This is a genomic window from Blautia hominis (assembly GCA_002270465.1).
GTDB classification, from domain to species: domain Bacteria; phylum Bacillota; class Clostridia; order Lachnospirales; family Lachnospiraceae; genus Blautia; species Blautia hominis.
The window spans coordinates 977617-1001277 of the sequence record NQOF01000002.1; the positions used below are offsets into that span (position 1 = coordinate 977617).

A 23661-nucleotide genomic window follows, 5' to 3' on the forward strand; every position below is an offset into this window, starting at 1 on the left:
ATGATAACACCTCCCGGTACAGTGGCCTGTGTACAGTAATACAAAAATCCCTCAGCCAAAGTCCATTCCCGGCGGATTTTTGTCTATGACTGTGAAGAGACAAAACAGTTACACCTAAAGATAAAGGAGATACTAAAAAATGATACTGGCATGTCAGAATATTGAAAAATCATTTGGAGGCATGAATTTGATCCATGACGCCTCCTTCCATATAGAGGAACGCGAAAAAGCCGCCTTAGTGGGCATCAACGGAGCAGGCAAATCCACGCTGCTGCGTATTATCATGCAGGAGATCCCAGCGGACAGCGGGGAGGTCATCTTATCCAGAGGCAGGACCATCGGCTACCTGGCCCAGCACCAGGAGCTGGACAGCGCCCTCACCATCTACGATTCCCTGCTGCAGGTCAAACAGCATATTTTGGATATGGAGCTTCATATGCGGGAAACGGAAAAGCAGATGAAGCACGCTTCCGGGAAAGAACTGGAACACCTTATGGAAACGTATTCCCGGCTGACCCATGAATTTGAAATGGAAAACGGCTACGCATACAAAAGCGAACTTGTGGGAGTGCTGAAAGGACTTGGCTTTCCTGAAAGTGATTTTGAAAAAGAGATCTCCACCCTGTCGGGAGGGCAGAAAACGCGGGTTGCCCTTGGACGCCTCCTATTGTCCAAACCGGACATCATCCTTCTGGATGAGCCTACCAACCATCTGGATATGGATTCCATCTCCTGGCTGGAGACCTATCTGCTGAACTATCCGGGAGCTGTCCTGATCGTATCCCATGACCGGTATTTTCTGGACCGGATCGTAACCAAAGTTATTGATATTGATAACGGAAAGGTAAGTTCATTTACCGGAAATTATTCTGCTTACAGTGAGAAAAAGGCCCAGCTACGCAGGGATGCCTATCAGGCGTATCTGAATCAGCAGCAGGAGATCAAACATCAGGAGGAAGTGATCGCCAAGTTAAAGCAGTTTAACAGGGAGAAATCCATAAAGCGGGCAGAAAGCCGTGAAAAACTGCTGGATAAGATTGAAGTCATAGAAAAGCCCACAGAGGTAAACGCTTCCATGCGTATTTACTTAAAGCCCCGCATGGAAAGCGGTACGGATGTACTGACCGTGGAGCATCTCACAAAATCCTTCCCCTCTCTCCCCCTCTTTTCGGACCTGAATTTTTCTGTCAAACGGGGGGAACGGGTAGCGATCATCGGTAACAACGGAACTGGCAAGACCACCATACTAAAAATCTTAAACGAGCTGGTTCCCGCCGACGCCGGGGTCTTCCATCTGGGAAGCAAAGTGCACATCGGATACTATGACCAGGAGCACCATGTACTCCATATGGAGAAAACCATCTTTGAAGAGATCTCTGATGATTTTCCAAAACTCACCAACACAGAGATCCGCAATCTGCTGGCTGCTTTCCTTTTCACCGGAGATGATGTATTTAAGAAGATCTCCTCCTTAAGCGGCGGAGAACGGGGACGTGTATCCCTGGCTAAACTCATGCTGTCAGAAGCCAACTTTCTGATCCTGGATGAGCCTACCAACCACCTGGATATCATGTCAAAAGAGATTCTGGAGGATGCCCTGTGCAATTACACTGGAACTGTGCTGTATGTGTCTCATGACCGGTATTTTATCAACAGGACAGCCACCAGGATCCTGGAGCTGACCAACAAAAGTATGGTGAATTACATCGGCAATTATGATTACTATATGGAAAAAAGAGAAGAACTCACCCGTATCTACGCACCTGGCCAGGAGGAGGAAGAAACTGCAGAATCTGTGTCTGCCACAAAACTGGACTGGAAACAGCAGAAAGAAGAACAGGCACGCCAGAGGAAACGCGAAAATGATCTGAAAAAGACCGAAGCAGAGATTGAACGCCTGGAATCCAGAGACAAGGAGATTGACGCCGAGATGGAGAAGCCGGATGTGGCGGTCAATGTGGCCGAATGCGTAAGGCTGGCCAACGAAAAAGCTGAGATCGCGCAAAAACTGGAAGAACTCTATGAAAAATGGGAAGAACTGGCATAATGCCTGTTCTTCCCGTTTTTCTGTTATAAGGGCAGGTCCCGCTTGCTGAACCGTATGATTCCAATCCCCATAAGTAAAAAACCCGCCAGATACAAAATGCCGCACATCATCCAAGCTTTTCCGTCCCCTGCACTCAGACCGTCTATGTCAAACAAGGTCACAGGTGTGGCATATTTTACTTTCTCAAATTTATCTCCAACCTGCGATATCATCTGCACAAGGACTGAATATACTACGATGGCTGTACTGACTGCAGAGGAAGTTTTTGATTCATTGCTGAAACAAGAAGCACAGAAACATGCGCCGCCAAAGAATACAAGCATTCCCAGCAGACCCACATTGATCCGGATAAACGCTGCTGTTTCCATTTCCCCGGGGAAAAGTACCTCACTGACAACAAGGATCAGGCAAGTCACATAAATGACAATGACAAGCAGAGACACCAGCATGAAAACGCACTGTGTCATCATGATCTTCCAGCGTTTGGCAGGTACCGCCAAAAGGTAAGCCATGGAGCCGTTGTCCACGTATTTGGCTGCCAGTCTGTTTGAAAGAATTATGATGAATACCGCCGGGAAAGCCACATACAGCATTCCATATAAGTATCCCGATACAAATTCCAGCAATGTCTGGCCCACATCAGCCATGCCAAATGCCGCGAACAGATCCGGCATGCTGTCAGCCATCATTTTCAGGCTGTCTCCCATTTCAGGATTGAACATCATAGTGATCATACTGCCATAGACACTGAGGACCGCAAGAAAGATGACGAGCAGCAGCCAGTTTGATTTGATCTCTTTTTTAAATAACGTAGCATTCATGATCGTGCTGCCTCCTCTCCGTAAAAATGCATGAAAAACTCTTCCAGACTCTGTGTGCGCACATCTAAATCTGTGATCGTATACGCGCTGGCCTTTTTCAGGAAAAGATCAATATTTTTTCCCACTTTGGCAGTCACTGCTTTTTCCCCGGCCTGATAAGAGGCCTCAGGAAATGCGGCAGCGAACGCTTCCGCCATAGCTGGCTCCCGGAAAGTGATCACTATCACTTTCTGTCTTCCCTCTTTTAATCTTTCAATCTCCTCCACTGCAACCAGGCGCCCGTCACGGATGATTGCGGCACGGTCACAGGTTCGTTCAATCTCCTCAAACATATGGGAAGACATAAGTATGGTTTTTCCTTTTTTCTTCTCCGAAAGGATCAGCTCTACAAACCGATTCTGCATCAAAGGGTCCAGTCCGCTGGTGGGTTCATCCAGGATCAGGATGCTTGCCAGCGGATTCATGAATGCACAGACGATTCCTATCTTCTGCTTCATGCCTTTTGACATTTTCTTCAGCTTGCCGGAGGGATTCAGTTCAAACATTTTCATTAGTTCCTGAGCCCGGCCCAAATCTCTCATTTTCTTCATCTTTGCCACGAAACGGATAAATTCCATTCCTGTCATGGAGTCAATAAAAGCAATTTCCCCGGGAAGATATCCAAGGGATGTCTGGATCTTATCCGCCTCCTTAAAACAATCCATATCCAGGATAGACAGGCTGCCGCTGTCAGGCTTGATAAAGCCCATGATCTGACGGATCGTTGTGGTCTTCCCTGCTCCGTTTGGGCCTAAAAATCCAAGCACCTCTCCTTGTTTCACCGAAAAACTCACGTCAAAAACACCGCGGTTCTGTCCATAGTCTTTTGTTATATGGCTGATTTCTATTACGTTCATATCTCTTGCCTCCTTCCAACCATTTCTGTCAGATACTCCTCTTTGTATGCGATCCGCTTCAGCATTTCTGACCATTTTCTGAATTGCTGCATCAATAAATCCGCATCCACCGTATCGGTATAGAACATTCTCTGATGCATATATCCGTCTGTAAGCCAGATAAGCATATGCAGTATCTCCCTGGGTTCTATATCCTCCCTGAACTTTGTCATATCTACATTTTTGCAATAGTCCTCAAACATAGTTGCAATCTGATTTTTCATAAAGGAATTCATTTCCTCCGATACATCCTCCCTGGATGTAAAAAATGCCCGGACGCTGTATTCCATAAGATAGGGAAAATCAGAGAGAATGCGGGCCTTCTTCTCGGTTGTGTAAGCCAACAACTCGAAGAAATCCGTGATTTCAAAAAAACGCGAATCCAAAAGGCGTGAACCCACCTTTTCAAAGACATACTCAAACAGATACATATACAGCTCTTTTTTGTTCTTAAAATAATAAAACAGCAGTCCCTTTGAGATTCCGGCTTTGGCGGCGATCAGATCTGTAGAAGCACGTTTATATTCACAGGTGCCGAAAACCTCCAGTGCCGCATTGACGATCGCTTTCTTTTTTTCCTCCGAAAGACTGCTAAGTTTGTCCTCCATATAGAGCCCCCTTTTTGTACTTTACCGATTCGGTTAATACCCATTATAAGAAATTGACTCAGATTTTCAACCCCCCTGTCTGAAAACTTTTAACCAAAAAGAACAAGTCCATGTAAGCAGGACTTATACTCTCTTACATGGACTTGTGAAATCAATAAAGCTTATTTTTTATGCGTATAAAACATCCAGATTTTTTCTGACAGCCAGGATAAATTCACGGCTGTTCAGCACCGTCGGATTCTCCAGTGATGTGATCAGCGCAAGGTCTTTTGTCATTTCGCCTTTTTCGATCGTAGCAAGCGTGGCCTTTTCCAGACGATCTGCAAACTGGCAGAGGCTGCTGTTTTCGTCTAATTCTCCCCGTTTTCTAAGCGCGCCTGTCCAGGCAAAAATAGTTGCCACGGAGTTCGTGGAAGTTTCCTCACCTTTCAGATGTTTGTAATAGTGGCGCTGCACGGTTCCGTGTGCCGCTTCATATTCAAAATATCCGTGAGGGGATACCAGAACAGAAGTCATCATGGCCAGAGAACCGAAGGCAGAGGATACCATATCACTCATAACATCCCCGTCATAGTTCTTGCAGGCCCAGATAAAGCCCCCCTCTGCTTTCATGACACGTGCCACTGCATCGTCGATCAATGTATAGAAATATGTAATACCGGCCTTCTCAAAAGCCTCTTTGTATTCTTTATCGTAAATATCCTGGAAAATATCCTTAAAGGTATGGTCATACTTTTTGGAGATGGTATCCTTGGTGGAAAACCATACATCCTGTTTTGTGGAGAGCGCATACTCAAAACAGCTTCTCGCAAAGCTCTCAATCGAGCCATTTAAGTTGTGCATCCCCTGTGCCACACCGGCACCTGTGAAATTGTGCACCAGTTCCCTTGTCTCCGTGCCGTCAGCAGAGGTATAAACCAGCTCCACTTTTCCCGGTCCCGGAATGACCATCTCCGTATTTTTATAGACATCTCCATAGGCATGTCTTGCCAACGTGATGGGTTTCTTCCAGTTTTTTACACAGGGTTCAATCCCCTTTACTACAATAGGAGCACGGAAGACGGTACCGTCCAGCATGGAACGGATGGTCCCATTGGGGCTTTTATACATTTCTTTTAAGTGGTACTCATCCATACGCGCCGCGTTGGGTGTGATGGTTGCGCATTTAACTGCTACCTTGTACTTCTTTGTGGCATTGGCTGCATCCACAGTAACCTGGTCATTTGTCTCGTTTCTGTATTCCAGACCCAAGTCATAATACTCTGTATTGAGTTCCACATATGGCTCCAGCAAGTCCTCTTTGATCATTTTCCAGAGGATTCGTGTCATCTCGTCTCCATCCATCTCCACTAAAGGTGTTGTCATCTTAATTCTTTCCATTGTTGTCATTCTCCTTTCCGTACTCTTCCCGCAGTATTTCTTCCAGATTATAATGTTTCAGATTCTCAACCGTATTAAAAATATGCCTCGCCGCCACCTGTTCCGCCAAATCTGCATCCTTGTTTTTTATGGCTTCCAATATTTCCGTGTGCTCGTTGCCTGATTTGTTCAGGCGCATACGGTTCATGATGGATACCTGCCGCACACGCTGTACATACTGATGGAAATCAGACAGTGTGTGGGAGAGCATCCGGCTGCCGGAGGCTTCATATAGAAGCTTGTGGAATTTGCCGTCCATCTCACAGACCTGCTCATAATGTTCCTTTTTCGCGTGGTAGTCTGACAATACGATGGCTTCCTCCATGGCTTCTAACTGTTCCGGTGTTATATTTTCCACGGCCATCCGGGCGCAGAGCCCTTCCAGCCGGGAACGGATCAAATAAATATCCGTTACATCCCTTGCGGATATTCCGTTGACAAAGGCTCCTTTGTTTGGTACCAGGCGCACCAGCCCCTCCAGTTCAAGCTGCCTAATGGCCTCCCGCACCGGAGTTCTGCTGACTCCCAGTTCTTTTCCAATGGTGCATTCCACCAGTTCATCTCCCTGCTGGTAATGGCCTTTCAGAATATCAGAACGAATCTTGTCAAATACCTGGCCCCGCAGGGACTTCTCTCTAACTGCCATTTTACTTCCTTCCTCGCTTATGCCTTATAAGGTTATATGCAGTCTCCTGCAGCTCTCCTCAATGACGGATATGAGCTCCTCGTCTGTCAGGACCGTGACACGCCCCTCCTCATACTGGGCATCCACCCAGGCCTTTATCATCTGCACCAGTTCGCTGTTCTTCTGCACCTGGCGCTCACCAGAAAGGCGGTAGTGATTGTTGATCCAGTGGGCAATGCCTGCCAGGCCGGATGTGTTGGAAACAGCCACCTGAGGCGGACGGCCCAGGAATTTATCCGTATCAAAGATATTGTAGATCTCCTCGTTTTTCAGCAGACCGTCTGCGTGGATACCGGCTCTTGTCACATTGAATGCGCTTCCCACAAACGGTGTGGTGGAGGGAACCTTGTATCCGATCTCTTTTTCATAATATTCTGCAAGCTCTGTGATGACCCTTGTATCCATGCCGTCCAGGGAGCCTTTGATCTGGGCATACTCAAATACCATGGCTTCCAGGGGGGTATTGCCGGTTCTCTCACCAATACCGAACAGGGAACAGTTCACACCGCTTGCGCCGTAGAGCCATGCGGTTGTAGAGTTGCTCACAGCTTTGTAAAAATCATTATGGCCGTGGAACTCTATCAGCTCAGAGGGGATTCCGGCATGTGTCAAAATACCGTAGATAATACCCGGTATGGAGCGGGGGATCACAGCACCGGGATAGTTGACGCCATAACCCATAGTATCGCAGCAGCGCACTTTGATCGGTATGGAATACTCCTCCATCAGTTTGTTCAGCTCCAAACAGAAGGGGATCACATAGCCGTAGATATCGGCTCTTGTGATGTCCTCCAGATGACATCTGGGGCTGATCCCTGTCTCCAGGCATTCACGGATCACACTCAAATAGTGCTCCATGGCCTCTTTTCTGGTCATTTTCATTTTATAGAAAATATGGTAATCCGAACAGCTTACCAGGATACCTGTCTCCTTAAGTCCGATGTCCTTTACCAGTTCAAAATCTTTTTTGCTGGCGCGTATCCAGCTTGTGACTTCCGGGAATTTGTATCCCCGCTCCAGGCATTTATATACGGCGTCTCTGTCCTTTTTGCTGTAGAGGAAAAACTCGCTCTGACGGATCCTTCCGTTTGGACCGCCCAGTTTGTGCAGGTAATCAAAGATGGTCACAATCTGCTCAGTGCTGTAAGGAGCTCTTGACTGCTGCCCGTCACGGAACGTGGTGTCAGTGATCCAAATGTCATCCGGCATATGGTGGGGCACGATCCGGTCGTTAAACGCAATCTTTGGTACCTCTGTGTAAGGAAACAGATTGTGAAATACATTCGGCGTCTGTACATCCACCAGGGGATACATATGCTCTTCCAGTTCCAGTAAATTTGTATGGTAATTCATTCTGACAGCTCTGTTTATCATTTTCGTCACTCCTCATCCTAACTTCCGGGATATCCCGGCATCACATTTTCAATATGCTATCACTTTATCCTAATGAATTTCTTGTATCATTGTATACAATGATACATTATTTGTCAATATAAATTTTCAATTCTTTTCGTCATATAAAAAATGCTCTAACTGAAAAAGCCCCCAACCCTGCAGGTTGTGGGGATAACCTAAATCCTTTGCTGTCTGCATGAGTCTTTTTTTGACTTGCAGATTTGTCAGGGCGGGATCTTTTTCAAGAAGCAGGGCAATCCCTCCCGACACCATGGGCGTGGACATGGAGGTGCCGCTTTTCACTGCATAGGGCATACTGCCGCTTCTGTTGGCGCAGGAGACGATGGCATTGCCCGGTGCCACAATATCCGGCTTGATAATACAGTCACAGGTAGGCCCTCTCCCGGATATACCCTGATGGCGCACCAGCATATCCGCAGAACCTACGGTAATAACCTTCCGGCTGCTTCCCGGAGCTGTGATGCTCCCCTGCCCCGGTCCCATATTGCCTGCTGCTGCCACAACAATGAAGCCATCGTCCCAGGCTGCTTCCACTGCATGGATCAAATCCCGGTGAGATTCTTTTTGTGTGGTGCCCACGGAAATATTGATGATCCGGATATTGTACTTTATCCTGTTTTCCTTGATCCAGTTCAGTGCTTCGATGACCTGCTCTTTATTTCCATTGCCGCTTTCATCCAGCACCTTCACAGCAATGATATCGCAGCCGGGCGCCACACCTTTGTATTTTCCGTTCAGCGCAGCCCCGTTTCCGGCCAGAATACCGGCCACGTGTGTGCCATGCCCATTGTCATCATAAGGGAAGGTTCTCCCGTGTACCATATCCAGAAAAGCACGGATCCGGCAGTCGAAATCTATATGAGGATAAATCCCGGTGTCCAGGATGGCGACACCTATATTTTTTCCAGTAAGCCATTTCTGCATCATTTCTCAAAGCTCCGTATATTAGTTCTTCTTTATGGTATTCAGAAAACGGCTTTACTGCCAATATTTTCCCGGCTTTCCTCATAGACTTATTAAAAACAGACAGTATGGAAATTTTATGGCTACAATAAAGGAAATGATTTTATCCGAGGACTATGCAGATTATATCCTCCCCATATATCCGCAGTTTCTGGATGATTACCGGCAGTACGGTGCCCAGCTTTTCAATAACTATTACGGGATGATCCATGGGCTTCTTCCCTCCTCTGATATCAGAGACTACTATGCAAACGGGCTTTTTTACAATACAGTCCCGAATCTCTATTCACTTTTGGATACCGTCAATCTGGAGGTCTCAGGAATCACCACGGTCCAGAACCAGCCGGCCCTCAATCTGAAAGGACGGGGGATTCTCATCGGCTTTATTGACACGGGAATTGATTACACCCATCCGGCCTTCCGGCGTTCGGACGGAAGCAGCCGTATATACGGACTGTGGGACCAGACCATCCAGAGCGGCACGCCGCCATATGAAATGCTGTATGGAAGCGGGTATACAAATGAAGATCTGAATAACGCGCTGGCTTCGGAAGATCCGCTGGAACTTGTCCCCTCCCAGGATACCATTGGACACGGAACCTTTCTGGCCGGCGTTGCGGCAGGAAGCAGCATACCTGAAAATGATTTTATCGGAGCGGCCCCGTCCAGTATGCTGGCAGTGGTAAAACTAAAAGAAGCCAAAAATTATCTGAAAGAACTCTTCTACCACACAAGCGACAACCCTGTTTACCAGGAATCAGACATTATGATGGGAATCCGTTATCTTCTGCTCCTCTCCAATGAACTGCAGGCACCGCTGGTCATCTGCATTGGCCTGGGTTCAAACCAGGGCGCTCATTCAGGACAATCTGCCCTGGCAATTTCCCTGACCTTATCCGCCAATTACTGGGGGGTCTACTCTGTTGCAGCCGCAGGGAATGAGGCGGGGAAGGCACATCATTTCTTCTCGGACGCACCTGCACCCGATACCAGCGTGACAGTGGAGATACTGGTTCCGGAAAATACCAGGGGATTTACCGCAGAGTTATGGGGTGCTCCTCCCGAAATCTATTCCGTGGGGTTTGAATCCCCTCTGGGCGAAGTCATCCAAAGGCTGCCTACCAGGATCAATTACACAGATACCATACAATTTGTATTGGAAGATACAGAGATTTTCATTGCCTCAGAGCTGATCCAAACGGTATCCGGGGATCAGCTGATATTTTTCCGGTTCTCAAATCCAACGCCCGGCGCCTGGAAGATCAATGTTTATTCCAGCAGCAACAATGCGGGGAACTTCCATATCTGGCTTCCGGTCTCCGGTTTTATGCAGCCGGACGTGACTTTTTTAAGACCGGACCCCAACACCACCATCACAGCCCCCTCCGCCGCTCAGGTGGCTCTCACAACCGCTACTTATAATGGATACAATAACAGCCTGTTCGTCAATTCCAGCAGAGGATATACCCGCACAGGGATCATCAAACCCGATATAGCGGCTCCCGGTGTAAATGTCCCCGGTCCGGCTCCGAACGGACGTTTTACCACCATGACAGGCTCCTCCGCGGCGGCGGCCATCACTGCAGGTGCCTGTGCCCTGGTGATCGAATGGGGCGCAAAGAGAAATCCGCCTAAGATTTTTAACAACGCAGAACTCAAAGCCCTTTTCATCCGGGGAGCCCGGAGAAGCCAGGTGCAGCTTTATCCCAACCGGGAATGGGGTTTTGGCGCCCTGGATGTGTACCGGATCTTTTCGGTCTTCACGAATATTTAAACTTTTTTTACACAAAGATGCACCAATTCCTCCCCGGCACATATCATGTAAGTGTAATCAAAAATTTTTGGAGGAAACAAAATGAGTGATTTAGCTGCTACAAACTGTGGTTGCGGATGCGAAGATAATTGTGGAGGAGGATGTGGAGTTTCCCGTGGATTCGGCGGCGACTGCAGCTGTATTATCTGGATTCTTCTTCTGCTTTGCTGCTGTGGAAATGGAAACGGCGGCTGCGGCGGTGGCTGTGGAAATGATTGTGGCTGTGGCGGCGGCTTTGGCGGCGACTGCAGTTGTATCATCATCATCCTGCTGCTCCTGTGCGGATGCGGCGGAAATGGATTCTGCTAATCCAAACAGAGTATAAAATACCAGTGTGGGGCTGCTGTCAAGCAGCCTCATCTTAGAAAAGCCGGGGTGATGAGCCCCGGCTTTTAATTTGCTTACATTTCTTTTGTTTTACTGTTTTCCAGATCCAATTTTCTTTTTTCTTCCGCCTCCATGGCTCTTTTGGCTGCCAGCTGCTTTCTTTTTACACAGTCCATATCTATTTCATAAATGGTGTTGTCTTCCTCCACCAGTCTGATTTCATGCTGTTCCATGTTTAAACACCCCTTTCCCTATTATACTATGGCAGAACCGGTTTTTCGTCATATCCTGTATAGTGGAAACATAAGGTTTAAAAAGCGGAAGTTTTGGAAGGAGCGAGAATGGAAGAACATAATATTCTGGACGAAATGATATCGGAGGATCAGGTAGAGATTCTAAAAGCGGCCATGCCTTATCTTCCGGCGCAGGGCCAGAGGCTTATATCCGTCTATGCCAAATTTCTGGAGTTATCCAATACCATACGTCTTTTCTCACGGCCGCAGGCAGATATGCAGATGCATGCCCAGGAACAGATCAATGCAGATCCACTGGAAATGCTTTCAGCCTGCAGTAAAGTATGCAGCGGGCCGGCAAAAGAAAGAATAGAGAATCTCATCAACACCATGGCTATGCTGCAGCTCTTCGAGCTGGCACAGGATATGCCGAAACAGTAAACGGAGGTAAATATGAATAATCAAAATTACAGGCAGAATTCTAAAAATCCTGCCGGAAAGCCCGGGGCAGACGAGCCGCAGCAGGCCAATCACCGCCAGGGCGGTTTAAACAAGACCAGCTTCCGGCAAAATGGTCCCGGTTATCCCCAGGGAAACCAGCAGCCCTATCACGCCGGCCCGCAGCCCGGTTCCCAGACAGAATCCACGGCTTATCCGAACAACTCCCCGTCTGGTTCCCGGCCATTTCAGAACAGTCCTCAGCAGGGCAAGACGTCCCGCCCAAATAGTTCCCAGCAGGGAAATACATCGAATCAAAATGGTCCGCAGAAGGGAAATGCTTCTTATGCTAACGGCTCCCAACAAGGAAATCCCCCCTACCCAAATGGGCCGCAGCAAGGAATCCCACCTTATCCAAACGGCTCACAGCAGGGAAATGCCTCTTATGCTAATGGCTCCCAACAAGGAAATACACCCTACTCAAATGGCCCACAGCAGGGAGCCTCACCTTATCCAAGCGGCCCGCAGCAGGGAACCCCGCCTTACCAAAACGGCACACAGCAGGGAACCCCGCCTTACCAAAACGGCCCGCAGCAGGGAACTCCACCCTACCAAAACGGCCCGCAGCAGGGAACCCCGCCTTACCAAAACGGCCCGCAGCAGGGAACTCCGCCTTACCAAAACGGCCCGCAGCAGGGAATTCCGCCTTACCAATCCGGGCCGCAGGCATACGGACAGTACCAGCAAAATGCGCAGCAGCAGGGAAATACACAGCAGCAGAGCAATTCACAGGATAACTGGATGAACAATCCTAATCTGAAAGGCATGGACCCGGAAAAACTAAAAATGCTCAACAATATAGCAAATCAGGGCAGTCAGAAGGGAATGAATGAATTGATGCCCTTTCTTATGTCAGCAGTTTCACAGAACAAAAATCAACCCGGGGGACTTGATTTTTCGCGTCAGGAGATGGACACCATAATAGAGGTATTAAAAATGGGAAAATCACCGGAAGAGGTGTCCCGCATCAACCGTATGATGCAGATCGTTAAAATGATGCATTGATATAACCGGGACGCAGGTCTGCGCCTTCATTAAAAACAGCCGTCCGGCATACAATACCGGACGGCTGTCTGTACAGCTGCTATTCTCTTACGTTCAGCGTCTTAACGGCACAGACCTGCCGAACCGTTACGCTTTCTCTTCATTGCGGCGCTCAAAATTTTCCAAAATACACTCTCTTAAAAGGATCAGTGCATACGTTGCTGCCTGCTCCCTGATCTTGCTGCGGTCTCCGCCAAAGTGGAATTCCCGCACCACAGTCTTTCCTTTTAAACAACATCCGATAAATACTGTGCCCACAGGAGCCTGCTCGGTACCGCCGTCCGGCCCGGCAAATCCGGTAATGGAGACTGCGGCATCGGAGCCAGTGACGAAGCATCCGCCTTTTGCCATTTCCTTTGCGCATTTTTCGCTGACTGCCCCATATTCCTTCAGGGTACTTTTCTTTACCATGACGTATTTTCTCTTAGCCCGGTTGGTGTATGTGACGAATCCTTGTTTCAGTACATCAGAAGCGCCCGGTACATCCACGATCCTGGCTGACAGGGCACCGCCTGTGCAGGATTCTACGGTGGTCAGGGAAATATCCTGGTTTCGGAGCAGGTCCACCACAGCACACTCCAGGGACTTATCCTCGTCGGTGGTGTAGATATTGGCACCAAATCGCACCTTCAGTTCACGCACAACCGGTTTGATCAGCTTTCTTGCCGCTTTATCATTTTCCGCCTTGGCTGTCACACGCAGGTGTACCTCCCCTGTCTTGGCGTATGTGGCTATCGTCGGGTTGGACTGCTTCTCGATCAGATCTGCAATATCTGTCTCCACCTGGCTCTCACCAATGCCGCAGACCTTGACCATCTCGGAGGCGATCACTTCCGGCTGCTTTTTCCTGAGATAAGGATAGATCTTATCCTCAAACATGGGGATCAGTTCGTTCGGCGGACCGGGAAGCAGGATCAGAATGGTTTTGTTTTCCTCCATGATGATCCCCGGTGCAGTTCCGTTTTCATTGTCCACTGCAATGGCCCCCTCCGGGAGAAGTGCCTGCTTCCAGTTGTTTTCTGTGATCTTGGTGCCCGGATGGCTTCTCACATAGTTTTCCATATAGGCCTGGATGCGCTCTCTGGAGTGTTTATCCTCTGCCAGCTTTTTCCCCATAACCTTTGCAGCCACCTCTTTTGTCATGTCATCTTTGGTCGGCCCGAGGCCGCCGCAGAGAATCACCACATCCGAACGATTTACCGCGGTCTGGATCGTCTCCTCCAGACGTTTGTCATTGTCACCCACAATACTCTGATGATACATAGAAAGCCCAAGGGCGGCACATTTTTTTGCCAGGTAGGCCCCATTCGTATTCACAATATTGCCCAACAGCAACTCTGTTCCCACACATATTAATTCCGCTGTCATAAGTCTCTCTCCTTCCCAGGCAGCATAGCCGAAGTTTCTCTTTCTTTAGTCCTGCATGCTTAACACACTTTTGTTCTTCATAATATAATCCACAAGAGAAATCAGGGTGAGCGCAACTGCGATTACCACAAAAATCTGGATCAGGATCTGGAATGCCTGATTCTGGATATCCATGATCATGAGAATGATCATGATCATCTGTGAAACGGTTTTGAATTTGCCCCAGTAACTGGCAGCGATCACAATGCCGTTGTCCGCAGCCACCAGACGGAAACCGCTGATGATGAACTCACGGGCTATGATAACAATGGTGATCCAGGCCGGCAGTTCACCCAGGCCGGTAAAGCAGATCAGAGCGGAGCAGACTAACAGCTTGTCTGCCAGCGGGTCCATGAACTTGCCGAAGTTTGTCACCAGATTATCTCTCCTTGCCAGATATCCGTCCAGGGTATCTGTGAGACTGGCAACAATAAAGATAGCCAGAGCGATCCACTTTCCGGCACTGCCTGCAATATCATACATTAAAAAAGCCACAAAGAACGGAATCATAACGACTCTTGCGATCGTCAGTTTATTCGGTGTATTCATCTTTTAACTCTCCTATCAAATCATATTCCAGAGCGCCGGTTATATGCACCATGCACAAATCTCCTGAGATAAGCTCCGTATCCGTATTGACAAAAATATAACCGTCCACACCCGGTGCATCACCGTATGTGCGGCCCACATAAGCATTTTCCTCCGCCACCTTGCCTTCAATCATGACCTTAACTTCCGTGTGGATCTTATCCTGGCCCTTATCCAGGGAAATCTCCTGCTGAAGCTCCATAAGCTCTGCCTGGCGGTCCTTTTTCACTTCCTCGTCAATCTGATCCGGCATAACAGCCGCAGGGGTATCCTCCTCCGGCGAATAGGTAAAGACACCGAGCCTGTCAAACTCTATCTCATCAATAAAGTTCATCAGCTCCTCATGCTCCTGCTGCGTCTCCCCCGGAAATCCGGTGATCAGCGTGGTGCGCAGTACAATATCTGGAATCTCCCGTCTGAGAAGTGAGATCATATCCACAAGCTCCTGTCTGGTGGTGCGCCTTCCCATACGTTTTAAGATCCTGTCGTTGCAGTGCTGTATGGGCAGATCCAGATAATGGCAGATTTTCGGCTCCTCCTTCATCACTTGGATCAGTTCGGGATAGATTTCTTCGGGATAACAGTAGAGCACACGGATCCAGGCAATACCCGGGATACGGCACAGCTCTTTTAAAAGCTTGTGCAGTGATTTCTCCCCGTACAGATCACAGCCGTATATGGTTGTCTCCTGCGCCACTATGACCAGTTCCTTGACGCCCTGCTCTGCCATATATTCAGCCTGTTTTACCAGTTTTTCCATGGGCACGCTGCGGTATCTGCCCCTGAGTTTCGGGATGATGCAGTAGGTACAATGCTTGTCACACCCCTCCGCAATCTTCAGGTATTCGTAGCAGCCCCCTGTGGTGATCATCCTCTTTGTATCCACATCCGGCAGATAGGAGATATCCTTGAATTCCAGGTATTTTTCTCCCTCAAAAGCTTTATCAAGTGCCTCAATGATATCATCAAAGCTTGTGGTCCCCAGAACGGCATCCACCTCAGGGATCTCCTTTATGATCTCCTCCTTGTACCGCTGCGCCAGACAGCCTGTCACCAGCAGAACTTTCAGAGAACCTGTCTCCTTATACTTTGCCATTTCCAGAATGTTGGAAATGCTCTCCTCTTTGGCATCATGGATGAAGGCGCAGGTGTTGACAACCGCCACATCAGCCTCTGTCTCATCATTTACGATGGTATAGCCATGCGCCACAAGCATACCCAGCATTTCCTCAGAATCCGCCAGGTTCTTGTCACATCCAAGAGATATAAATAAAACTTTCCTCATGCATACTCCTTGTCAGTAATGGTAGAAAGGACTGCCCGCATCTGGCGGCAGTCCCCGTATCACTCATAACCATAAAAAGTCCGCCAAGCGTACTTTCTATCATATCTTAGTTTTCTTCGTTACCTTCTTCTTCCTCCGGATCTTCCGGCATGATCCTCACCTTGCCCTGATAGATCTCTTCCACGGCTGTGGAAAGCGGCTTTTTGCCTGAAGAGTGTACCATAGCCTCACGGCCTGCAATAAGCTGTCTGGCTCTTTTGCTGGTAGCCAGTACGACAGAGTAACGGCTGGTGACTAAAGGTTCGTCCTCAATATTGCCCTCCTCATTGATTGCGTCCATTAATTCTGTGTAAGACGGATGTATCATATCTCATTCTCCTTTCGCAAATACTGCTACTTCACTTGTTATTTTTTCTATAAAAGGCTCACTGTTTTTTACAGTGTTGTGCTGGCTTTGAATAATGCCGTGCATCCTGTCAACGCATTCTTCCAGATCGTCATTGATCAACACATAGTCATAGAGCGGCATTCCCTTTGCTTCCTCAGATGCTCTGCGAAGCCTGGATCCTATCACTTCCGGTGTTTCCGTTCCTCTGTCAGTCAGGCGGCGTTTCAGCTCCTGGGCTGTGGGGGGAGTGACAAACATCAGCAGGGTATCCGGCATTTTTTCTTTTACCTTCAGTGCACCCTGGATCTCAATTTCCAGGATCACATCCCTGCCTGCTTCCAGCTGCTTTTCTACATATGCCTTAGGTGTACCGTAATAGTTTTCCACATACTGGGCATATTCAATCAGCGCATCCTGGGAAATCAGCTCCTCAAACTCCTTTTTTGTGTGAAAAAAATATTCCCTTCCGTGCTCCTCGCCATTCCGCGGTGCCCTGGTGGTCGCGGAAATAGAAAGAGAGTAATTGTCGTATTTCTCCAGAAGACGCTTCATGAGCGTCCCTTTCCCCGCGCCGGAAAAACCGGATACCACGGTTAAAATTCCTCTGTTATCCATCCTGTTCCCCTTTTGCATCATTTTCATAAAACGTACCGAAACGTTTTGCGATGGTTTCCGGCTGCAGTGCCGATAGGATCAGCATATCACTGTTTGTGATGATCACTGCTTTTGTCTTGCGGCCCTGTGTGGCATCTATGGATCTGCCAGCTTCTTTTGCTGACTGTACCATACGCTTGATGGGCGCAGCATCCGGACTCACAACTGCCACTACTTTGTCCGTGTTCACCACATTACCGAAACCGATATTGATCAATTTAGACATATTTTTCCTGCCTTTATTCAATGTTCTGAATCTGTTCCCGGATTTTCTCTATCTCTGTCTTCAAGTCAATGGCAAGATTCGAGGTTTCCAAATCATTGGCTTTTGACAAAATGGTGTTAGCCTCCCGGTTCATCTCCTGGGCAATGAAGTCAAGTTTTCTGCCGATGCCGTCCTGGGTTTCCAGAACATCCCTCATATGGGAAATATGGCTCTTCAGGCGTACCGTCTCCTCGTCCGTGCAGATTTTATCCGCAAAGAGGATCACTTCCGCTGCAATGCGGCTCTCCTCTATCTGGGTATCCTGCAGAAGTTCTCCCACTTTTGTCTCCAGCTTTTCCCTGTATTCCCGCAGAATCTCAGGGGAACGGGCCTCCACCTGCTCTACTTTGCTGTACATGCCGTCAAGCTTCTCAAGAATATCATTCTTTAAATGTCCGCCCTCTTTGATCCTGGTATCCACAAACTGCCGGGCAGCTTCCCTTAATGCTTCCTCTAAGGAAGTCCACAATTCTGTCTCATCCACAGTCTGCTCTTCCATGGTGAACACCTCCGGGCAGCTAAGGAGCCTGGACGCTCTTATGTCATTTTCCAGATGGAATTCTTCACTCATCTGTTGTAAGTATTCTAAATATTGTCCTGCAATCTCCCTGTTGTACTTTACGGAAACACGGGACTGGGTGTAGTCCTCATAGGCGATGAAGAGGTCTACTTTGCCGCGCTGGAGATATTCCTTCAATACGGCACGTATGGAAGCCTCAAAACTGCTCAGCTTTTTAGGCATGCGCATATTGATATCCAGATAACGGTGATTTACGGATTTCATTTCAACCGTAACTTTTTTTTCTTCGTCAATCACCTCGGCTCTTCCAAAGCCTGTCATGCTCTTTATCATGTCTTTCTCTTTTCTGCTGTTTTATTTGCACATGGCATATACCTGTTACTATTCACAGTGACAGTTCCGCGAGGTGTCTTGCAAAGCAAGATCCCGAGTCAGTCAGCGCCGGAATGCAATTTATTGCATTCTGTGTGCATCGCGAAGCGTGTTACTGTTCGCAAAGCTGTCTGTGACGGCTTTGTGAATGGTAACATAAACATACATGGTTATTATAAAGCAATCACAATTGCCCGTCAAATCTTTTTTTCATTTGCTTTGTGTTTCCATTTCGTATATAATCGTGATAGCGGAATCGGAAGGAGAATTTATATGGCATTTGACGGAATTACCATTGCAAATATAGTGAAAGAATTAAATGACACCATTGTGGGAGGCAAAATAAACAAGATCGCCCAGCCTGAGGCGGACGAACTGATCCTGACCATTAAAAATAACAGGACACAGTACAGGCTGCTCATATCAGCCAGCGCATCCCTGCCCCTGATCTATTTTACGGAAAAAAATAAAGTGAGTCCGCTTACCGCCCCGAATTTCTGTATGCTGCTGCGCAAACATGTGGGAAGCGGCAAGATCACGGCTGTGACCCAGCCCGGACTGGAACGTGTCATAGAAATAAAAATAGAACATTTAAATGAACTTGGAGACTTGTGTTTTAAGACCCTGGTGGTGGAGATCATGGGCAAGCACAGCAATATCATTTTCCTCAATGAGGAGCGGATGATCCTGGACAGCATCAAGCATGTGTCCCTGAATATGAGCTCTGTCAGGGAAGTTCTTCCGGGAAGAGATTATTTTATTCCGCAGACTCAGGACAAGAAGGACCCCCTCACCATCACAGAGGAAGAATTTTATCAGACCGTATACCGAAAACCCTCCAACCTTGCAAAGGCCATCTATACCTCCCTCACAGGGCTGAGTCCCGTGGCTGCGGAGGAAATCTGCACCCGGGCACAGGTACACGGAAGTGACCCGGCAGACGGGCTTGGAACAAAGGAAAAAGAACAACTCTTCCTGGCATTCATACGTTTTATGGAGGATGTCCGGACCGGGCGCTTTACGCCCAATATCGTATACAGTGCCTCCGGGGAGCCTGTGGAATTCGGAGCGGTCGCCTTAACCCAGTATACCGATTATACGGTTAAGCAGTATGATTCCATCTCCCAGGTTCTGGAACAGTACTATGCCCAGAAAAATATCATTACCCGTATGCGCCAGAAATCAGCGGACCTGCGCAAGATCGTGCAGACCGCCCTGGACCGCAATTGGAAAAAATTTGACCTGCAGACAAAACAGATGCAGGATACAAAAAAAATGGATAAATATAAAGTCTACGGGGAACTGATCAACACATACGGCTACAACCTAGAGGAGGGATGCAGATCCTTCAAAGCCCTGAACTATTACACCAATGAGGAGATCACCATCCCTCTTGACCCCACCATGACTCCCCAGGAAAATTCCAAGAAATACTTTGACAGGTACAACAAGCTGAAACGTACGGCCCAGGCTCTGAAAGAACAGCTTGAGGATACAGAAAGCGAGATCCGCCACCTGGAATCCATACAGGCTGCCCTTGATATTGCCCAGCAGGAAAATGACCTGTTCCAGATCAAAGAAGAGCTGACAGAATACGGGTATATTAAAAAGCATTATACCGGCGGCAAAAAGAAAATGCAGGCCAGATCAAAGCCTCTGCATTATATATCCAGTGACGGTTATCACATGTATGTGGGAAAAAACAATTACCAGAATGAGGAACTGACCTTCAAATTTGCCACAGGCAATGACTGGTGGTTCCATGCCAAAAAAATGGCCGGTTCCCATGTGATCGTAAAATCCGGCAGTGATGACCTGCCTGACCGCACCTTCGAGGAGGCCGGCCGCCTGGCAGGGTATTACTCCAGCGGACGCACTGCGCCCAAGGTAGAGATCGACTATATCCAGAAAAAGCATGTAAAAAAACCAAACGGCTCCAAACCCGGCTTTGTAGTGTATTACACCAATTATTCCCTGATCATTGAACCCGATATCACCGGGATCAAGCAGGCGGACGACTAAAAGCAGACAGGGTCCCTGCGGTAAATGACTTCCCCGTCTTTTATGGTGGACAGGACCCTGATCTCTCTTATCTTCATCTTTTCTTTCTCCAGAGGGTTTTCTGACAGGATCACAAAATCAGCCCTCTTTCCCGGCGCAATGCTGCCTCTCTCCCGCTCCTCAAAATACTGGTATGCCGTATGCAGGGTAACAGCCTTCAGCGCCTCCTCCACAGAGATGCGCTCCTTACTTCCAAGCACTTTTCCGTCCTTTGTGCAGCGGTTCACAGCGCACCACACAGTTTCCAGCATATCCGGTTCAATGACCGGAGAATCCTGGTGGAAGGTGTAGACAACCCCCTCTTTTTGGGCGGAAGCTGCCGGACTTATATGGGAAGCGCGCTCCATGCCGAAATTGGCTGTATGGATATCTCCCCAGTGGTACACATGTGCGGCAAAGAAGGAGGGGATCATACCCATGGCCTTTACACTCGGTATCTGATCAATTCCAAGAAGCTGCGCATGTATCATAACCGGGCGGATATCAGCGGGAAGTACACTGCCATCCATGGAAACAGCCTTTTCAAAAGCGCGGATATACTGTTCGCAGGCTGCATCTCCGTTGCAGTGAGCCAGTATCTGCATGTGTTCTTCCATGGCCCGGCGCACAAAAGCGAGAATCTCTTCCTCTGTGTGTACCGGATATCCCCGGTATCCCGCGCCTTCCTCTCCCTGTGTATAAGGAGTCCTCATCCAGGCTGTCCTGCCCTGGGGCGAACCGTCCAGGAAGATTTTGTATCCCCCGATCTTAAAGTGGCGGAAAAATCCTTCTCTGTGTTGTTTCATGGCATCCAGAAATTTCCCTGTGCCTTTCATATCCAGATATCCCACAATATCCAGCTTCAAAATTCCGGCACTTATGATCCCCTGATAAAGAGGGAGCATCTCGTCCACCATAAGTCCTTCCTGAACCAGGGTGATTCCGTGGGAGGCATATCTTTCCTGTGCCTTTTTTACAGCCTCCATAAATTCTTTGGGTGAGGGAAGCGGGATCTTCTTCTGAAAGGTAAGGAATGCATTTTCCTCCATGTACCCTGTGGGGATTTGGTCCTGCACTGCAATCTTTCCCCCCGGTATCTCCAAAAGGTCTCCGGTCCCGTCCATGGGAATGCCTAACTGCCTGAGGGCCTCTGTGTTAAAGACCCCCATATGGCCGGACTGGTGCTGGATGACCAGAGGATTGTCAGGTGCCGCCTCATCCAGAAGATGCCTGTCAGGATGGGATCTCTCCTCCAGAAAATTGTGGTCATATCCTTTTCCCACCAGCCATGTCCCTTTTTCTATCTGCCTGCTGCTGACATAATTCTTTATGCGGTCCGCAATCTCCTTGAAACTTCCCGCACCATCCAGTGAAATCTGCAGTTCCCCATTGGCGCAGGCCATAAAATGACTGTGGGCATCCAAAAAGGCCGGCATCATAGTCCTTCCTTCCAGGTTTATCCGCTCTGCATCCGGGGAGGCAAAAGCCTCCACAGCCTCTTTCCTTCCCACCGCCGCGATTTTATTGTCCCTGACAAGTACCGCTTCCGCATACATCTGCTTTTCCATCGTCAGGATCGTTCCATTTTCATATAGTTTCTGTCCCATATTCATACCTCCGGGTCTATAGATCATCTTCTTCTACTTCTTCCATAACCTGTGCAAAATGTTTTGCCGCTTCTTCTATTTTACCCCGGTCCCTTGTATTTAACACCATTTCAAATTTCTGTATCTCATATTCCATCCGCCGTCTGTTATCACCTACAGTCTCTTCATATAGCCGCTCCCCTTTCAGGAGAAGCAGCTTGTTTTCCTCCTGTTCCCTGGGATGGATTTTCAGATAGGACAGCTCTCTCATACGCTCCTCGATCTCCCGGTCTGTCATGTCATTTTCACGGCCTTTTATAATGCGGCGCTGTCTAAGCCCGCTGGATGTCACACAGACTTCCACTTCCAGGATCGAGTTGATATCATAAGTATAGGTCACGTCAACGCTCTCCTCACCTGCTTTGTTTTTGGGGATCTCAATATCCAATTCGCCCAGAAGCAGGTTATTTTTGGCGTACCGGCTCTCGCCCTGGAGCACACAGATACGGACACGTTCCTGATCATCATACAGTGTGTAAAAACGCTCTGTGCGGCTGGCCGGGATCACGGTGTTCCTCTCTATGATCGGACAGAAATGTCCCTCATCTGTTTTGCCGTCCTTAAGCCTGACGGCAGTCTCTGTCCCCAGGGTAAAGGCGCAAACATCGGTTAAGATCACCTCTCTTACTGCCTCCTGCCGCTCTTTCATAGCGCCCTGGATGGCAGCACCCAGCGCAACCGCCTCGTCGGGGTTCATGGCGGTATCGGGAAACTTTTTGAACATGCGGATAATAAAATCCCTTACAACAGGAAGTCTGGTGGCGCCTCCCACCAGCACGATCTCATCAATATCTGCCAATTTCACATGGGCATCCGACAGGCTTCTCTGCACAGGTTTTCTGATTTTTGCCAGCAGGGGTTCACACATCTTTTCATACGATCTCAGGGGGATCTTAAGAGATTTTTCCTCCCCGCCGATCCTGCAGCTCATAACCCCTGTGGCTGTCCCGCTGTACGACAGTTTGCAGGCCTCCGCCTGGCTGTATATCTGTCCCAGTGTCTTCTGGGTCAGTTCCGTGAGTTTTAAATCCATCTGCTCCATATAATGCTGTACCAACAGCTCTGTAAAATCCTCGCCTCCCAGATAGTTGTCCCCGGCCACTGCCCGGACCTCCAAAATATTCTCAAACAGTTCCAGGATTGAGACGTCAAAGGTTCCGCCTCCCAGATCAAAGACCAGAAATTTTGTATTTTTCTGTTTCTCATACAGACCGTATGCAATGGCAGCGGCTGTAGGTTCACTGATGATCCTCTCCACTTTCAGACCGGCCAGTTCCCCGGCTCTTTTTGTGGCCTTCCGGCGTTTGTCGTCAAAGTACGCAGGTACGCTGATGACCGCTTCCTCCACTGTTTCCCCCAGATATACCTCCGCATCCTCCTTCAGGGTACGAAGGACAAAAGAGGACAGATCCTGTGCTGTAAATTCTTTCCCGCCTAACCGGTACTTCTTGTCACTCCCCATATCACGTTTAAACACAGAGGCAGTCATGTGGGGATACAGAAATCCCCGCTCTCTGGCTGTCTCCCCCACATATACCTGGTTCTCTTCATCCACGCTCACCACCGACGGCGTCAGATGTCTGCCGAGGCGGTTTGGGATGATCTTCGGCCCCTCCTCTGTAAAATAAGCTGCCAGACTGTTTGTTGTCCCTAAATCTATTCCAATGATCAATTTTTCTGTTCCTTT

General features: G+C 48.4%; 23 protein-coding genes. 6 read left to right on the forward strand and 17 right to left on the reverse strand.

Translation table 11 applies throughout. The features are described 5' to 3' along the window. Positions 1-139 precede the first annotated feature (139 nt). Complete coding sequence (gene abc-f / locus CI595_RS10495) at positions 140-2047, forward strand: ribosomal protection-like ABC-F family protein (RefSeq protein ID WP_095173173.1); 1908 nt, start codon at positions 140-142, stop codon at positions 2045-2047. A gap of 23 nt (positions 2048-2070) precedes the next feature. Here abc-f and CI595_RS10500 read toward each other — a convergent pair whose 3' ends face one another. The 7 genes from CI595_RS10500 to CI595_RS10530 all read right to left on the reverse strand — a co-directional run bounded on the left by CI595_RS10500 (position 2071) and on the right by CI595_RS10530 (position 8858). Further along, positions 2071-2868 (reverse strand): ABC transporter permease subunit, encoded by a 798-nt coding sequence (locus CI595_RS10500; protein ID WP_187144012.1) that lies wholly within the window; start codon positions 2866-2868, stop codon positions 2071-2073. Continuing rightward, a complete protein-coding gene (locus CI595_RS10505) occupies positions 2865-3764 on the reverse strand; it encodes an ABC transporter ATP-binding protein (RefSeq protein ID WP_095173175.1) in 900 nt (299 codons plus the stop codon). Before CI595_RS10505 ends, CI595_RS10500 begins: the two co-directional genes overlap by 4 nt. Beyond that, positions 3761-4411, reverse strand: coding sequence for a TetR/AcrR family transcriptional regulator (locus tag CI595_RS10510; RefSeq protein WP_095173176.1), 651 nt, complete (start codon positions 4409-4411; stop codon positions 3761-3763). The genes CI595_RS10505 and CI595_RS10510 overlap by 4 nt, the downstream gene beginning before the upstream one ends. 168 nt (positions 4412-4579) lie before the next feature. Next, positions 4580-5791, reverse strand: a complete 1212-nt coding sequence (locus CI595_RS10515) for an NADP-dependent isocitrate dehydrogenase (RefSeq protein WP_095173177.1) — start codon at positions 5789-5791, stop codon at positions 4580-4582. Then, positions 5778-6476: a GntR family transcriptional regulator gene (locus CI595_RS10520; RefSeq protein WP_095173178.1), complete on the reverse strand. Its 699-nt coding sequence runs from the start codon at positions 6474-6476 to the stop codon at positions 5778-5780. The genes CI595_RS10515 and CI595_RS10520 overlap by 14 nt, the downstream gene beginning before the upstream one ends. 24 nt (positions 6477-6500) lie before the next feature. Next, positions 6501-7889, reverse strand: a complete 1389-nt coding sequence (locus CI595_RS10525; protein WP_095173179.1) for a hydroxymethylglutaryl-CoA lyase-like TIM-barrel protein — start codon at positions 7887-7889, stop codon at positions 6501-6503. Between the two features lie 126 nt (positions 7890-8015). Beyond that, positions 8016-8858, reverse strand: a complete 843-nt coding sequence (locus CI595_RS10530; RefSeq protein ID WP_095173180.1) for a S8 family peptidase — start codon at positions 8856-8858, stop codon at positions 8016-8018. A gap of 115 nt (positions 8859-8973) precedes the next feature. On the opposite strand from CI595_RS10530, the gene CI595_RS10535 reads away from it, so the two are divergent. Together CI595_RS10535 and CI595_RS10540 are read left to right on the forward strand one after the other, a co-directional pair. Then, positions 8974-10668, forward strand: coding sequence for a S8 family peptidase (locus CI595_RS10535; protein WP_095173181.1), 1695 nt, complete (start codon positions 8974-8976; stop codon positions 10666-10668). Between the two features lie 81 nt (positions 10669-10749). Further along, a complete protein-coding gene (locus CI595_RS10540) occupies positions 10750-11016 on the forward strand; it encodes a chorion class high-cysteine HCB protein 13 (protein ID WP_095173182.1) in 267 nt (88 codons plus the stop codon). Between the two features lie 92 nt (positions 11017-11108). Here the strand turns inward: CI595_RS10540 and CI595_RS26035 are convergent, their stop codons facing one another. After that, positions 11109-11267 carry a hypothetical protein gene (locus CI595_RS26035; RefSeq protein ID WP_156087464.1) on the reverse strand — a complete coding sequence of 53 codons (159 nt, stop codon included), beginning with the start codon at positions 11265-11267 and terminating at the stop codon, positions 11109-11111. Positions 11268-11375: 108 nt separating this feature from the next. On the opposite strand from CI595_RS26035, the gene CI595_RS10545 reads away from it, so the two are divergent. Continuing rightward, positions 11376-11708, forward strand: a complete 333-nt coding sequence (locus CI595_RS10545; RefSeq protein WP_095173183.1) for a hypothetical protein — start codon at positions 11376-11378, stop codon at positions 11706-11708. Positions 11709-11720: 12 nt separating this feature from the next. After that, positions 11721-12770 (forward strand): hypothetical protein, encoded by a 1050-nt coding sequence (locus CI595_RS26615; RefSeq protein ID WP_243135138.1) that lies wholly within the window; start codon positions 11721-11723, stop codon positions 12768-12770. Between the two features lie 126 nt (positions 12771-12896). On the opposite strand, the gene CI595_RS10555 is transcribed toward CI595_RS26615, so the two are convergent. The 7 genes from CI595_RS10555 to CI595_RS10585 form a co-directional block, all read right to left on the reverse strand. Beyond that, positions 12897-14177, reverse strand: a complete 1281-nt coding sequence (locus CI595_RS10555; RefSeq protein WP_095173184.1) for a competence/damage-inducible protein A — start codon at positions 14175-14177, stop codon at positions 12897-12899. 45 nt (positions 14178-14222) lie between these two features. Next, on the reverse strand, positions 14223-14765 hold the full coding sequence (pgsA, locus tag CI595_RS10560) for a CDP-diacylglycerol--glycerol-3-phosphate 3-phosphatidyltransferase (protein ID WP_095173185.1): 543 nt from the start codon (positions 14763-14765) through the stop codon (positions 14223-14225). Continuing rightward, on the reverse strand, positions 14749-16089 hold the full coding sequence (gene rimO / locus CI595_RS10565) for a 30S ribosomal protein S12 methylthiotransferase RimO (RefSeq protein WP_095173186.1): 1341 nt from the start codon (positions 16087-16089) through the stop codon (positions 14749-14751). The genes pgsA and rimO overlap by 17 nt, the downstream gene beginning before the upstream one ends. 106 nt (positions 16090-16195) lie before the next feature. Next, positions 16196-16456 (reverse strand): DNA-directed RNA polymerase subunit omega, encoded by a 261-nt coding sequence (rpoZ, locus tag CI595_RS10570; protein ID WP_095173187.1) that lies wholly within the window; start codon positions 16454-16456, stop codon positions 16196-16198. Positions 16457-16459: 3 nt separating this feature from the next. After that, positions 16460-17092, reverse strand: a complete 633-nt coding sequence (gmk, locus tag CI595_RS10575) for a guanylate kinase (protein ID WP_095173188.1) — start codon at positions 17090-17092, stop codon at positions 16460-16462. Next, positions 17085-17357, reverse strand: a complete 273-nt coding sequence (locus tag CI595_RS10580; RefSeq protein ID WP_095173189.1) for a DUF370 domain-containing protein — start codon at positions 17355-17357, stop codon at positions 17085-17087. Before CI595_RS10580 ends, gmk begins: the two co-directional genes overlap by 8 nt. Before the next feature lie 13 nt (positions 17358-17370). Then, a complete protein-coding gene (locus CI595_RS10585; RefSeq protein ID WP_095173190.1) occupies positions 17371-18249 on the reverse strand; it encodes a YicC/YloC family endoribonuclease in 879 nt (292 codons plus the stop codon). 312 nt (positions 18250-18561) lie between these two features. Between CI595_RS10585 and CI595_RS10590 the strand changes: the two genes are divergently transcribed. Continuing rightward, a complete protein-coding gene (locus CI595_RS10590) occupies positions 18562-20310 on the forward strand; it encodes an Rqc2 family fibronectin-binding protein (protein WP_095173191.1) in 1749 nt (582 codons plus the stop codon). Here CI595_RS10590 and CI595_RS10595 read toward each other — a convergent pair. After that, the gene (locus CI595_RS10595) at positions 20307-21935 is read right to left on the reverse strand and encodes an amidohydrolase (RefSeq protein WP_095173192.1); all 1629 of its coding nucleotides are present in this window, start codon (positions 21933-21935) and stop codon (positions 20307-20309) included. The two genes, CI595_RS10590 and CI595_RS10595, sit on opposite strands and share 4 nt — an antisense overlap. A 16-nt stretch (positions 21936-21951) precedes the next feature. Next, positions 21952-23646: a molecular chaperone HscC gene (locus CI595_RS10600; protein WP_095173193.1), complete on the reverse strand. Its 1695-nt coding sequence runs from the start codon at positions 23644-23646 to the stop codon at positions 21952-21954. Between the last annotated feature and the right edge of the window lie 15 nt (positions 23647-23661).